The following is a 13,960-nucleotide window of genomic DNA, read 5'->3' as shown; positions in this document are numbered from 1 at the left end:
CTAAATTCTTTCGGTTAATACGGACACAATTTTATTGTCAGGAAAAAATTCTTTTAAAATTACTTTAATCATTGTAAATGCCGGAACTGCGATTATCATACCCACAATTCCAAATGTGATTCCGCTGATCAGGATTATCAAGAATATTTCTAACGGGTGCGAATTTACGCTTTTTGATGAAATTATGGGCTGACTAATATTATTGTCAATCGCTTGTACTATCAAAAAGCCTATAATTACATAGATTGTTTTTGGTACTATTTCAGATTGAAAATCCTGACCAATCATACTGATCATCGTTAAAATCCCCGCCAATGTTGTCCCGATAATTGGCCCTAAATATGGAATTATGTTTAGAATTGCGCATAAAAAAGCAATGACAAAAGCGTTTTCATTTCCAAATATTAGCAATACAATTAAATACAGGACAAATACCACAATTAATTGTAACAGCAAACCAATAAAATAGCGTGTTAATAAGTGGTTTATTTTTGTGATTGAATTCAGAATTTTATCTTCATTTGAATCAGGAATTACTCTTCTGGCCTGATTTTTAAAAATATCCTGATCTTTAATAAAAAAGAAAGTGATAAAGAAAACAGAAACCAATCCCATTCCCATATCGGCCATGAAATTAATAATTGAATTGATAAATCCGGTAAAATAACTAAAATCTAATACCGAAGTAAGTTTAGAGTCTTTTATAATTTTATTTAAGTCAATATGCTGAATATTAAAGTAATCTTCAAGATGTTTCTCAGTTTCTATGAATTTTGTTTGAAGTTGAGCTGTATCTAATAGCGCCAAATTATTTGCCTGTGAAATAATTAAAGGAACAAACAGAAGTATAAAACCCACAATCAGAAATATAAAAAAGACGATAGTTGTTGTTGCCGCCATCGAATTACTAAACTTCAGTTTATTTTTTAAAAATAAAACTAAAGGATTTGCAATTAAACACAATAGTAAAGAAATGCATAAGTAGACAATTACGGTTTGTATTTCGTATAAAAAGTATAAAACAAGACCAATTATTAAGATTGTGGCTAAGGCTCTTAAAATACCGTTCGAAATAGTTTTTGATGTTACCATGTTTAATATTTAGACTATAAATGTAGTAAAACCATTTTTAAAATTTAGTCCTTAAATCAAAAAAGCGGGATTATTAATCCCGCTTTAAGTGTTGTTTTTGCCAATAATTATTGGGCAAATGAAGCTCTTGCTCCTCCCGTTGTAAATATGGCTGATATTCGGGTTTTCTGTCCATTTGTAAACATATACATAGCATTATCATTGGTGTAATCCATGTAATTCATTGTCATTTCTACAGGATTTCCGGCACATGTGCTATAATGAGGATAAGCCGGTACACCATAATTTTCTTCATTATGGGTTGGTGTGTCAGCTACTAAATCGCTTCCGCAAGTTGCATCTCCCCAAATGTGACGTAAATTCATCCAGTGACCTACTTCGTGAGTACCTGTTCTTCCTAAATTAAATGGAGCATTAGCTGCACCAGATAAACCAAAATAGCGGTAATCAATTACGACTCCGTCTGTTGATGATGGTCCTCCCGGAAATTGTGCGTATCCCAAAATATCATTACCAATCACACATGACCATAAATTAAGCTTGGTTGTAGGTGACGTTGGTGCTAGACCGCCCTGTGCAGTTTTTTTCATGGCGTCATTTGTACCCCAGGAAGTTTTTGTTGTAGATTTTCTAATGACCTGATCTAAAACAAATGTAATCCCGATATTCGCTTTTACACCCGAAAAGAGTGCCGGGACATTATTATAATCTGAATTTAGCGCATTAAAGTCTTTGTTCAGGACATCAATTTGCGATTGAATCTGTGCATCAGAAATGTTCTGTGCAGTAGTTCTGTATAATACATTTACTACTACAGGAATTTCGATTTTACCGTTTACTAATCGACCTGTAAATTTATCCAAGGAATGTTTAGCTGTAAAAGCTTCGATCTCATTCATTTTAAGAGCTAATGCCGGGTTCGCTTTTAATTGTTCTTCTAAAACTTCTTGGGATGCACAACCACGTCTTGAAGCTACATTTAAATCAGGATCTGAAGATTCTGTCTTATCATTTTGACAAGAAAACAGCATAAGAGCTGTAACGGCGGAAAAAAGAATTTTTTTCATAATAAAGGGGTTTTGTTATAAAATGTTTAATTAGTTAAATTCTTACACAATTTTATAACAAAAAATGTAATTGTCAAAATTTTTATAACAATTTGTTGATCAGAATCTTACAAACCCTTATGTAGTCTAGTTCTTATAAAAGTGTTAAATATTATTTTAAGAAGTTAATTCGTACAAAGCTATGCTTGTTGCCTGAACAACATTCATGCTGCTGTTTTTTCCAAACATCGTAATATGGACAATTTGATTTGAAATTTTTAAGAGATTGCTAGAAATTCCATCAATTTCACTTCCTATCAAGAGTGCTATTTTTTTATCATCAGGAATTATGATTTCTTTTAAAGGCTTGCTGTTATGAGTAATTTCTAAAGCAATGATTTCAAATTGATTTTCAAGTAGATAATGAATTAATTCATCTGTTTCTTCAATAACAGTATGAGAAACATTAAGATGAGTACTTCTTGAAGTTTTATTTATTTTTCTGGGATTTAACGGAATATCTTTTCCTAAAAAAATGATTTTTTCAATACCAAAAGCTTCACTAATTCTAAAAAGAGAACCAATGTTTTGCTGAAAGTAGATGTGATCGCAAACCAGGGTTATGGGAAATGTTTTACTTTCAAATTGATTTTCTTCGTGGGTAAGCTGCACTGTGTATAGATTAATTGGTGAAAATATAATTGATGATATTGGCACCCATTTTTAATGCCTTCTGGCGTACTTCGGCCGGATCATTATTTACTTCCGGATCTTCCCAGCCGTCACCAAGATCACATTCGTAGGTATATAGTAAAACCAGCTTGTTTTCTACAAAAATCCCAAAAGCCTGAGGTCTTTTAGCATCGTGTTCATGAATTTTTGGCAGCCCGTTCGGAAAAGGAAAAGGTTTTTGAAAAATAGCATGATTAGCCGGAATCTCAACTAAACTATTATTTGGAAATATTTTTTTTATTTCTTTTCTAATATATTGATCCATCCCGTAATTATCATCAATATGCAGGAAACCGCCTCCGTTTAGGTAGTTTCTAAGATTTGTTATATCAGCATCACTAAAAACAACATTTCCATGCCCCGTCATGTGTACAAAAGGGTAAGAGAGTAAGTCTGGATTTCCTGGCTCAACTGTTGAAGGTTTTGCTTTTATCTGGGTTTGAATAGTGGAATTACAAAACCGAATTAAGTTTGGCAGTGAAGTAGGATTTGCGTACCAGTCTCCGCCACCGCTATATTTTAATAAGGCAATTTCTTGTGCAAAAGAAGAAATAGAAGCCAATAAAAACAGAAACAATATTTTTTTCATATCAATTTTAAAGTCGGTTAATTTGAGTTTTCATTGAAAAACACAACACTATGGCATGCGACAACTGCAGCGGTTTCAGTGCGTAAACGGGTATTTCCTAAAGTAACAGGCTGGAACTTGTTTTCAATCGCCAAGGTAATTTCTTTTTCAGAAAAATCGCCCTCGGGACCAATCAAAAGTGTTATGTTTTCGTTTTGCTTTAATGATTGCTTCAGCGACTTTTTATCTGTTTCCTCACAATGTGCGATGAACTGTAATCCATCTTTTTTTTGTTTGATGAATTCTTTAAAAGAAATTGCTTCGTTTAATTTTGGCAAAAAAGTTTCATTGGATTGTTTCATTGCTGAAAGAATGATTTTCTCAAATCGTTCCTTATTAATAACCTTTCTTTCAGATCGATCGCAGATAATTGGTGTGATTTCCTGAATTCCTATTTCAGTTGCTTTTTCTAAAAACCATTCAAATCGGTCATTCATTTTGGTTGGTGCCACCGCAAGATGTAAATAAAATTTTGGTTGAGGTGATTTTTGTATGGAGCGAACTTCTACAATGCATTTGTTATCTGATGCAAGCGTAATTTCGGTTTCAAACAATAATCCCAAGCCATTTGTAACGTGAAGGATATCTGAATCTTTTTTTCGTAAAACTTTAATGATATGACGGCTTTCTTCTTTGTCGAAAGAAAAAGTTTCAGTTGCCTCGTCTATATTCGGATTGTAAAATAACTGCATAATTAAAATTGAATTCGTGCTTTAGAAACAACAGCTGAGGTTTCAAAACGGCCTGATAAATATTTTTGATACCCTACAATTCCTATCATTGCAGCATTATCTGTAGTATATTCAAATTTAGGAATAAACGTTTTCCAGCCATATTTGCCTTCACTTTCTTTCAAACGGGTTCTGATTCCTGAATTGGCAGAAACACCTCCGCCGATAGCAATTTGTTTAATCCCGGTTTCTTTTACCGCTAATTTTAATTTATCCATCAAAATTTCAATAATTGTATATTGAATGGAGGCACAAATATCATTTAGGTTTTCTTCAATAAAAGTTGGATTTTCCTGCTTATTCTTCTGGATAAAATATAGAATGGCTGTTTTTAGACCAGAGAAACTAAAATCTAAACCGGGAACTTTTGGTTTTGTAAACTGAAAAGCTTTTGGGTTGCCTTCTTTGGCATATTTATCAATCAAAGGACCGCCAGGATAAGGAAGTCCAAGAATTTTGGCACTTTTATCAAAAGCTTCCCCAACAGCATCATCCGTAGTTTCACCAATGATTTCCATATCAAAAAAGCCATTCACTTTTACAATTTGGGTATGTCCTCCACTAATGGTTAGCGCTAAAAATGGAAACTCCGGTTTGTCGAATCCTTCTTCATCAATAAAATGCGCTAAAATATGAGCATGCATGTGATTTACAGCAATCAATGGGATTTTTAAAGCCAGCGACAATGACTTGCTAAAAGAGCTTCCAACCAATAAAGAACCCATTAAACCCGGACCTTGTGTAAAAGCAATACCTGTTAATTGTTCTTTTTGTATATTAGCTTTGCGTAATGCGGCATCAATTACAGGTACAATATTTTGTTGATGTGCCCTCGAAGCCAGTTCAGGAACAACACCCCCATATTGATTGTGAATTAACTGATTTGCCACAACATTTGAGAGTACTTTGTCGTTATGTAAAACCGCGGCAGCAGTATCATCGCAGGAACTTTCGATGGCAAGAATAAAAACCTCTGAATTTTGCATATAAAGGCACAAATTTTGAATTATATTTGACAAATCAAATTTTTAACTTTGTTTAATCGTAAAAGGAGGAGCCAAAATTAAAGAATTTTTATCAAAACAGCCGTTGTTTGTCTGTTCAAAAATAAATTTAAAGAAAACTAAAAATAAAAGCAGCTATTAAAAAAGTAAAGAAAATAATATCCAGAACCCTTATGGGGTTAGTTTTACTCGTTTTGGTAATTGCTATTACTTTGTCTTTGCCATTTGTGCAAACAAAAATTGCCCATTACATTGCGGATACGCTTAATACTGATTTTAAAACGAATATCAGTATCGAAAAGGTGGCAATTAATGCTTTTGGAGGCGTTAAACTTAAAAAAGTACTAATTTTAGACCATCACAAAAAAACGTTAATCTACTCGGATATTATTACCACAGATGTGTTAAGCGTAACCAGACTAATTGATGGTGATTTAATTTTTGGCGATGTTCGTTTGACAGGATTAATTTTTAACCTGAAAACATATAAAAACGAAGATGAAAATAATATTAATGTTTTTATACGATTATTTGAATCAGGAAAACCTACAAAATCAAGCAAACATTTTCTTTTAACAGCAAAAAATGCTTACATATCGCAAGGTTCATTTTCTGCAGTTGACGAAAACAAAAAGACTCCAAAGATTATAGATTTTAAAAACCTGAATACTTATATCAGTGAATTTAAAATATATGGATCTGAAATAAATACAAATATCCACAGATTTTCTTTTCTGGACCACAGAGGTCTTTATGTTTCAAATTTAAGTTCAAAATTCAGTTACAGCAAAAAACAAATAAAGCTTGAAAATTTAGCCATTACTACCAAAAGATCGACTATTCATGGTAAAGCTATTTTAAATTATCAGGTAAAAGATTTCTTAGAATTTACTGATAAAGTTAGGTTTGATGTAGTGTTAGACTCAGCTTCATTGGCTTCAAATGATATTCGTTATTTTTACGGGGGATTAGGTAAAAATCAGCATTTTAAAGTAAAAACTAAAATACAGGGGCCACTGAATAACCTTAATTTAAAAAAGCTAAGATTAAGTGATACGAACGGGACAAGAATTATTGGAAATATCAATTTTAAAAATCTTTTAGGAAGCAAATCCCAAAAATTTTCGATGGATGGTAAATTTGATAAACTCATTACCAGCTATGATAATTTGGTCGTTTTGCTTCCAGATGTTTTAGGAAAAAAACTTCCTAAAGAATTAAAAAGAATTGGAAAAGTTAATATAGTTGGAGCTATAAGAGTATCAACCACAGATTTAGAATCAAAATTCAAAATGGCCAGCGATCTCGGTAATGGAGAAATCGACCTGCATATGAATAATATTGATTTTATAGATAAAGCTTCTTACTCAGGAAATATTGTTCTTAATGATTTTGACCTCGGAACCTTATTGCAAAGGAAAGATATAGGTAAAACGACTCTAAACCTAAATGTTGATGGTATAGGGTTTTCTAAGAAATATTTAAATACAATTGTAAAAGGGGATATCGCAAAACTGGATTATAATAAGTACACTTACAATAATATTGTTGTAAATGGCAATTTTAAACTACCATATTATAAAGGTCAGATTTCTATTAACGATCCTAATTTAAACCTGACATTTGATGGTTTGGTTGATTTGAGCAAACGGGAAAATAAATATGATTTTCATATTAATATCGAAAATTCAGATTTGAGAAAACTGAAATTCGTTAATGATTCCATTTCCAGTTTTACTGGTGATGCAATTGTACAGGTTAGTGGGAATTCTCTGCAAAGTTTACATGGAAATATTTTTATAAAAGATGCTGTTTACCAAAATCCAAAATCAACATATGCTTTTGATGAAATAACGGTAAATTCAAGTTTCGATTCAGACAATTTGCGTACTATAACTGTTAATTCAAATGATGTTGTAAATGGAAAAATTGTAGGTAAATTTCAATTTGACCAGTTAGATAAACTGGTTATGAATTCTGTCGGAAGTCTTTACACGAATTATAAACCTTACAAAGTTAAAAAAGGGCAGTTTCTGCGTTTTAATTTCCATGTGTACAATAAAGTGGTTGAAATGTTGTACCCGGATATTGAAATTGATTCGAGTACTGTAATGCGCGGTAAAATCGATTCTGATAAACAAGAATTTAAGTTCAGGTTCAATTCACAAAAAATTACAGCTTCAAAAAATACATTCGATAATATTCGCATTAATATTGATAATAAGAATCCGCTCTATAATGCCTTTATCGAACTGGATAGTATTAAAACTCCTTATTATAAGGTTCGCGATTTTAATTTAATTAATGTAACATCAAAAGATACTTTGTTTGTTCGTTCTGAATTTAAAGGTGGAAGCAAAGGTGAGGATTATTTTAATCTGAATCTTTATCATACAATAGATAAAAATAAAAACAACGTAGTTGGGATTCATAAGTCAGAAATGAAATTTAAGGACTATTTATGGTATTTGAATGAAGATGAGGAAGATGATAATCAGGTAGTTTTTGATAAAAAATTTAAAAATTTCAACATTGACAACATTATATTGTCGCATGAAAATCAAAAAATAGATTTAAACGGAGTTATAAAAGGAACAGATTATAAAGACCTTGTTCTGAATTTTGAAGATGTAGATATCAATAAAATTACTCCTTTAAATAAAAAATTTGTTGTTAACGGTAAATTAAACGGAAATATAAATTTTAAGCAAAATAAAAATATTTATCAGCCTACTGCTAGCATTGAAATTGATAATCTAAATTTGAATAAGATCGATTTAGGGACTTTAAAGTTTGATATCTCGGGAGATGAAACATTTAAAAAATTCACTATAAATTCTTCTATCCAGAATAATTTTGCCGAATCCTTCAAAGCTGAAGGGAATTTTTCCATTCAAAACAAAGAAACGTTATTAGATTTAAAGTTAAAGCTTGATAAATTTAATCTGGCTGCTTTGAGTACAATTGGGGGAGATGTTTTGTCTAATATACGAGGTACAGTATCCGGAAATGCTGCAATTGCAGGGAATCTGAAAAAGCCTGAAATTAATGGAAGACTTTATGTTGAAAAAGCAGGGATGACAGTTACTTATCTTAATACAGATTATGAATTAAACAATAGAACTGTAGTAGATTTAACTGATGAAAAGTTCCTGTTTAGGAATAATCAGCTGACAGACACCAAATTTGGCACAAAAGGTCTGTTAAACGGAAGTATAGAGCATAAGAATTTTGGAGACTGGAAATTAGATTTAACTATAACTTCAAAGCGACTACTGGCATTAGACACAAAAGATAGTGATGATGCTGCCTATTTTGGAACAGCTTTTATAAATGGTACTGCAAGTATAAAAGGGCCAACTGAGGCATTGTTTATTAAAGTAGATGCAAAATCTGAGAAAGGAACTGAGATAAAAATTCCAATCAGCAATGTTCAAAGTGTTGGAGAAAAAAGTTTTATACATTTTATAACAGCTAAGGAAAAGTATAATTTAGCAAATGGTATTGTCGAAAAGACAAAAAACTATAATGGTCTCGAATTAGAATTTGATTTTGATATTACACCAGATGCGGAAATTGAAGTGATTTTAGACAGGGATTCCGGACATGGGATGAAAGGGAAAGGATATGGATCCTTACTGTTTAAAATTAATACGCTCGGTAAGTTTAATATGTGGGGGGATTTTCAGGCTTATGAAGGAACTTATAATTTTAAATACGGCGGATTAATTGATAAAAAATTTGCCGTTAGAAAAGGTGGTTCAATTATTTGGGAAGGAAACCCTATGAGAGCACAATTAAATTTAGAAGCTGTATACAGAACAATAGCTAATCCTGCAGTATTATTGGAAAACTCTTCATTTAATAAAAAGGTTCCTGTTGAAGTAGTTATTGGTTTAAGAGGCGATTTAGCCAGTCCGGAACCTAATTTTGATATTCAGTTTCCTTCTGTAAGTAGTGTTTTAAAGTCAGAAATACAATATAAACTGGATGATAAAGACATTCGTCAGACCCAGGCTTTATATTTATTATCAACGGGTTCTTTTATGAGCACGGATGGTTTTAGCCAGGGAGATTTATCAGGAACATTTGCTGAAACTGCTTCCAGTTTATTAGGGGATATAATTAAATCAGACAATGATAAAATTAATGTTGGCTTTAATTATGTTTCTGCGGACAGGCGTATAGGACAGGAAGCTGATGGTCAGGTAGTAGCAACAGTATCATCACAAATTAATGAACGCATTACTATTAATGGAAAAGTTGGTGTGCCTGTAGGAGGTATAAATGAATCGGCAATAGTAGGAGATATTGAAGTACAATATCGTATTAATGAAGACGGTACAGCTAATTTGCGTTTGTTCAATAAGGAAAATGACCTTAGCTACGTAGGTCAGGGTATTGGCTACACGCAGGGGGTAGGTATTAGTTATGAAGTAGATTTTGATACTTTCAGCGAGTTAGTTAATAAGATCTTCAAGAAGAATAAATTAGGAAAAACAAGTAAAGGTTCAAATGATATACAGGATTCTAATCTGAACCCTGATTACATCAATTTTACAAACGCTAAAAAAGAAGTGGAAAAGGACAAAAGGAAGCCTGAAAAAAAGGATGAAAAACAAGAGCAAAAGAATAACAATGAAGGATTAATTCCGGATAATGATTATTAAACAGAATTTAAATTTTATAGATTTGTTTATAATTAGCATAAAATGGATTTTTATAACACTTCATTTGCGGATTGTTAATTTTGCATTTTTAATTAAAAAATGGCACTTTTATTATTTTAAATGAATTTTTAAGTATAGAAAAACTTATTAACCGAAAACGTTTGAATTAAGTTTTTTTACTAATTTATTATAATCATCAACTGAAAAGTGATCAATGTTTGCTAATTTTACACTTTAATACTTAAATAATGCCAAAAACAATAAAAAAAGTAGGTGTTCTTACTTCAGGAGGAGATTCACCAGGAATGAATGCCGCTATTCGATCAGTAGTTCGAACGTGCGCTTATCATAATATAGAATGTTTAGGAATTTATAGAGGGTATCAGGGAATGATTGAAGGAGACTTCAAAGAAATGGGACCCCGAAGTGTAAATAACATTGTAAACAAAGGAGGCACGATTTTAAAATCGGCGCGCTCACTTGAATTCAGAACACCTGAGGGTAGAAAAAAAGCACACGATAATCTAGTAAAAGCCGGAGTGGATGCTTTGGTTGTTATTGGAGGAGACGGAAGCTTCACCGGAGGGTTAATTTTTAATTCTGAATATGGTTTTCCTGTAATGGGAATTCCAGGTACAATTGATAATGACATTTTTGGGACAAGTCATACTTTAGGTTATGATACTGCTTTAAATACCGTTGTAGATTGTATAGATAAAATTAGGGATACCGCCAGTTCACATAACCGTCTGTTTTTTGTAGAAGTTATGGGTAGGGATGCAGGTCATATTGCTCTTAATGCCGGTATTGGTGCAGGAGCAGAGGAAATTCTTATTCCTGAAGAAGATTTAGGGCTTGACAGGCTTTTAGACTCTCTACAAAAAAGTAAAGCTTCAGGAAAATCATCAAGTATCGTAGTTATTGCCGAAGGTGATAAAATTGGTAAAAACGTATTTGAATTAAAAGATTACGTAGAAGCTAATTTACCAGAATATGATGTACGTGTTTCAGTTCTTGGGCACATGCAGCGCGGTGGTTCTCCATCATGTTTTGATCGTGTTCTTGCAAGCCGTTTAGGAGTAAAAGCAGTAGAATCACTATTAGATGGTAAATCAAATTATATGGTGGGACTACAGCAAGATAAAGTGACTTTAACACCACTTGAACAGGCAATTAAAGGAAAATCTGAAATTGATATGGAGTTATTAAGAGTATCTGATATCATGTCAACATAAAAAGAAACGAAGTTTATAGTGAGAAATTAAACTTTAAATCAGTTAAATAAAAACAAAACAAAATCGAGTAAAATGTCAAAAGTAAAATTAGGAATAAACGGATTTGGACGTATTGGAAGAATCGTTTTTAGAGAGTCTTTTAATAGAGATAATGTAGAAGTTGTTGCAATCAATGACTTGTTAGACGTAGATCACTTAGCTTATTTATTAAAATATGATTCAGTTCACGGTCGTTTCGACGGAACTGTAGAAGTTAAAGAAGGAAAATTGTACGTAAACGGAAGAAATATCCGTATTACTGCAGAAAGAAATCCAGCTGACTTAAAATGGAACGAAGTTGATGTTGATGTAGTAGCAGAATGTACTGGTATCTTCACGACTATCGAAACTGCAAATGAGCACATTAAAGGTGGTGCTAAAAAAGTAATTATTTCTGCTCCTTCTGCAGATGCTCCAATGTTTGTAATGGGAGTTAACCACGAAACGGCAAAAGCTTCTGATTTAGTTGTTTCTAATGCTTCTTGTACTACAAACTGTTTAGCGCCTTTAGCTAAAGTTATTCACGATAACTTCGGAATCGTTGAAGCTTTAATGACTACTGTTCACGCTACAACTTCAACTCAAATGACTGCTGACGGACCTTCTAGAAAAGACTGGAGAGGTGGACGTGCTGCTGCAATCAATATCATTCCTTCTTCAACAGGTGCTGCTAAAGCGGTTGGAAAAGTTATTCCGGAATTAAACGGAAAATTAACTGGTATGGCTTTCCGTGTACCTACTGCTGACGTTTCTACAGTAGATTTAACGGTAAAAGTTGCTAAAGAAACTTCTTATGAAGAAATTATGGCAGTTTTGAAAAAAGCTTCTGAAAATGAATTGAAAGGTATCTTAGGATATACTGAAGATGCTGTTGTTTCTCAGGATTTTATTTCTGACAAAAGAACTTCTATTATCGATGCTACTGCAGGAATTGGTTTAAATTCAACTTTTTTCAAATTAGTATCATGGTACGATAATGAGTACGGATATTCTAGTAAATTAATTGATTTATCTGTGCATATCGCAGGTTTAAAATAATATTTTATGAAGTGAGAAAATCCCGTTATTTTTAAATAACGGGATTTCTTATTTTGTAAGGTCTTTAATTAATGTGAAAAACACACTTTTAATTGAAGAAACTAAACTAAAAAACTAAACTAACATGAAATTAATAGTTGATAGTGGATCTACGAAAGCTGATTGGATTGCAATTGATGATAGTGGAAAAGTGTTATTCACAACACAAACTTTAGGACTAAATCCTGAGATCCTTGATGGTCCGGAGATAATTGAAAGAGTAAATGATCGTTTTGATATTTCACAGAACAGAAAAGAAGCTACTCATTTGTTTTTTTATGGTGCAGGCTGCGGCACTGACAGAATGAAACTGTCTTTGTCACAGGTATTTCAGGGATATTTTGAAAACGCTATTGTAGAAGTTCAGGAAGATACTTATGCAGCGGTATATGCTACTACACCTAAGGGAGAAGAAGCAATTGTCAGCATTTTAGGTACAGGATCTAATTGCAGTTATTTTGATGGAAAAGTGTTGCATCAAAAGGTACAATCATTAGGTTATATTGTAATGGATGATTGCAGTGGAAATGTTTTTGGAAAAGAACTCATCAGAAAGTATTATTTCAATAAAATGCCTAAAGAACTGGCTGTTGAGTTTGAAAAAGAATATGATGTGGATCCTGATTTTATTAAAAATAAATTATATAAAGAACCAAACCCAAATGCCTATTTAGCAACTTTTGCTAAATTTCTTATTCAGCATAAAGATTCCGATTTTTGCAGAAAAATCATTTTTAAAGGAATGAAATCTTTCGTTAAAAATTACATCAAACAATATGATAATTGCCAGGAAGTTCCCGTTCATTTTGTTGGATCTATAGCTTTTTATTTGAAGGATGAGCTGCAGGAGATATTTAATAAATACGAACTTAAATTAGGAAATGTTTTAAGACGTCCAATCGACGGGCTTATTGCATATCACGTTGCTAATAAATAAAGAATTAGAATGGAAATTGCAATTATTGCGCATGACGGTAAAAAAGCAGATTTAATTAATTTTTTGATTAAAAATACCGAGGTTCTGCAAAAGGATAATATAAGTTTAATTGGTACCGGCACAACCGGAGGAAAAGCGGAAGCAGCAGGTTTTAAAACAAGACGAATGCTCTCTGGGCCTTTGGGCGGTGATGCGCAAATTGCTGGAAGAGTAGCAGAAGGCCTAACGCATATGGTTTTCTTTTTTAAGGATCCTTTGTCTAGCCATCCACATGAGGCAGATATTAATATGCTAATTAGGGTTTGCGATGTGCATAATGTGCCGCTGGCAACTAATGAAGCAACGGCACAATTATTATTGGATGCTATTGCACTGCAATTATAGAAATCTCAACATTTACATTTTTTGGCAAACAAGCCACCTGAACCGTTTCACGTGCTGGAGCGGTTTTTTCATTGAAATAAGATCCGTAAACAGAATTGATTATTGCAAAATTATTCATATCCATTATGAAAATAGTGGCTTTTACAACATTTTCAAAAGTCATTTCTGCAGCTTCTAAAATAGCAGCAATATTTTGCATAACCTGATGGGTTTCATCATGGATGTTTGCAGTAACAAGTTCTCCTGTAGTAGGATTTAAAGCTATTTGACCTGAAGCATACAAAGTATTTCCTGATAATATAGCCTGGTTATATGGTCCGATTGGAGCTGGTGCCTTTTCCGTAAAAATTACTTTTTTCATATCAAAAATATTAAGTTTTTTATT

General features: G+C 32.6%; 12 protein-coding genes. 5 read left to right on the top strand and 7 right to left on the bottom strand.

Going from position 1 to position 13,960, the window contains the following annotated elements:
* From K8B81_RS07515 to tsaD, 6 genes are all read right to left on the bottom strand, one after another.
* Positions 1-1,092, bottom strand: coding sequence for an AI-2E family transporter (locus tag K8B81_RS07515; protein WP_223680490.1), 1,092 nt, complete (start codon positions 1,090-1,092; stop codon positions 1-3).
* 107 nt (positions 1,093-1,199) lie between these two features.
* Positions 1,200-2,159 (bottom strand): zinc metalloprotease, encoded by a 960-nt coding sequence (locus K8B81_RS07510; protein ID WP_223680488.1) that lies wholly within the window; start codon positions 2,157-2,159, stop codon positions 1,200-1,202.
* 156 nt (positions 2,160-2,315) lie between these two features.
* Complete coding sequence (locus tag K8B81_RS07505) at positions 2,316-2,810, bottom strand: TrmH family RNA methyltransferase (protein WP_223680486.1); 495 nt, start codon at positions 2,808-2,810, stop codon at positions 2,316-2,318.
* A 10-nt stretch (positions 2,811-2,820) separates the two neighbouring features.
* Positions 2,821-3,459 (bottom strand): DUF4159 domain-containing protein, encoded by a 639-nt coding sequence (locus K8B81_RS07500; RefSeq protein ID WP_223680484.1) that lies wholly within the window; start codon positions 3,457-3,459, stop codon positions 2,821-2,823.
* Between the two features lie 17 nt (positions 3,460-3,476).
* Positions 3,477-4,190, bottom strand: coding sequence for a 16S rRNA (uracil(1498)-N(3))-methyltransferase (locus K8B81_RS07495; protein ID WP_223680482.1), 714 nt, complete (start codon positions 4,188-4,190; stop codon positions 3,477-3,479).
* Positions 4,191-4,192: 2 nt separating this feature from the next.
* Positions 4,193-5,215, bottom strand: a complete 1,023-nt coding sequence (gene tsaD / locus K8B81_RS07490) for a tRNA (adenosine(37)-N6)-threonylcarbamoyltransferase complex transferase subunit TsaD (protein WP_223680480.1) — start codon at positions 5,213-5,215, stop codon at positions 4,193-4,195.
* Between the two features lie 191 nt (positions 5,216-5,406).
* On the opposite strand from tsaD, the gene K8B81_RS07485 reads away from it, so the two are divergent.
* From K8B81_RS07485 to K8B81_RS07465, 5 genes are all read left to right on the top strand, one after another.
* Positions 5,407-9,903 (top strand): translocation/assembly module TamB domain-containing protein, encoded by a 4,497-nt coding sequence (locus K8B81_RS07485; RefSeq protein ID WP_223680478.1) that lies wholly within the window; start codon positions 5,407-5,409, stop codon positions 9,901-9,903.
* Between the two features lie 248 nt (positions 9,904-10,151).
* Positions 10,152-11,138: a 6-phosphofructokinase gene (gene pfkA, locus K8B81_RS07480; protein WP_223680476.1), complete on the top strand. Its 987-nt coding sequence runs from the start codon at positions 10,152-10,154 to the stop codon at positions 11,136-11,138.
* 72 nt (positions 11,139-11,210) lie between these two features.
* On the top strand, positions 11,211-12,215 hold the full coding sequence (gene gap, locus K8B81_RS07475) for a type I glyceraldehyde-3-phosphate dehydrogenase (RefSeq protein ID WP_078226710.1): 1,005 nt from the start codon (positions 11,211-11,213) through the stop codon (positions 12,213-12,215).
* A 124-nt stretch (positions 12,216-12,339) separates the two neighbouring features.
* A complete protein-coding gene (locus tag K8B81_RS07470; RefSeq protein WP_223680474.1) occupies positions 12,340-13,191 on the top strand; it encodes an N-acetylglucosamine kinase in 852 nt (283 codons plus the stop codon).
* A gap of 9 nt (positions 13,192-13,200) precedes the next feature.
* Positions 13,201-13,575 (top strand): methylglyoxal synthase, encoded by a 375-nt coding sequence (locus tag K8B81_RS07465; RefSeq protein ID WP_223680472.1) that lies wholly within the window; start codon positions 13,201-13,203, stop codon positions 13,573-13,575.
* On the opposite strand, the gene K8B81_RS07460 is transcribed toward K8B81_RS07465, so the two are convergent.
* Complete coding sequence (locus tag K8B81_RS07460; protein ID WP_223680470.1) at positions 13,556-13,936, bottom strand: RidA family protein; 381 nt, start codon at positions 13,934-13,936, stop codon at positions 13,556-13,558. The genes K8B81_RS07465 and K8B81_RS07460 overlap by 20 nt on opposite strands.
* Between the last annotated feature and the right edge of the window lie 24 nt (positions 13,937-13,960).

The organism is Flavobacterium hibisci, assembly GCF_020026925.1.
GTDB classification, from domain to species: domain Bacteria; phylum Bacteroidota; class Bacteroidia; order Flavobacteriales; family Flavobacteriaceae; genus Flavobacterium; species Flavobacterium hibisci.
The sequence above is the reverse complement of the archived record's forward strand: the minus strand, read 5'-3'. Positions and strand labels throughout refer to the sequence as shown.

What these genes read in the sequence shown, in the direction of transcription:
- K8B81_RS07515 (WP_223680490.1), bottom strand. Translation starts at nt 1,092, where the DNA reads ATGGTAACATCAAAAACTATTTCGAACGGTATTTTAAGAGCCTTAGCC.
- K8B81_RS07510 (WP_223680488.1), bottom strand. Translation starts at nt 2,159, where the DNA reads ATGAAAAAAATTCTTTTTTCCGCCGTTACAGCTCTTATGCTGTTTTCT.
- K8B81_RS07500 (WP_223680484.1), bottom strand. Translation starts at nt 3,459, where the DNA reads ATGAAAAAAATATTGTTTCTGTTTTTATTGGCTTCTATTTCTTCTTTT.
- K8B81_RS07495 (WP_223680482.1), bottom strand. Translation starts at nt 4,190, where the DNA reads ATGCAGTTATTTTACAATCCGAATATAGACGAGGCAACTGAAACTTTT.
- tsaD (WP_223680480.1), bottom strand. Translation starts at nt 5,215, where the DNA reads ATGCAAAATTCAGAGGTTTTTATTCTTGCCATCGAAAGTTCCTGCGAT.
- K8B81_RS07485 (WP_223680478.1), top strand. Translation starts at nt 5,407, where the DNA reads ATGGGGTTAGTTTTACTCGTTTTGGTAATTGCTATTACTTTGTCTTTG.
- pfkA (WP_223680476.1), top strand. Translation starts at nt 10,152, where the DNA reads ATGCCAAAAACAATAAAAAAAGTAGGTGTTCTTACTTCAGGAGGAGAT.
- gap (WP_078226710.1), top strand. Translation starts at nt 11,211, where the DNA reads ATGTCAAAAGTAAAATTAGGAATAAACGGATTTGGACGTATTGGAAGA.
- K8B81_RS07470 (WP_223680474.1), top strand. Translation starts at nt 12,340, where the DNA reads ATGAAATTAATAGTTGATAGTGGATCTACGAAAGCTGATTGGATTGCA.
- K8B81_RS07465 (WP_223680472.1), top strand. Translation starts at nt 13,201, where the DNA reads ATGGAAATTGCAATTATTGCGCATGACGGTAAAAAAGCAGATTTAATT.
- K8B81_RS07460 (WP_223680470.1), bottom strand. Translation starts at nt 13,936, where the DNA reads ATGAAAAAAGTAATTTTTACGGAAAAGGCACCAGCTCCAATCGGACCA.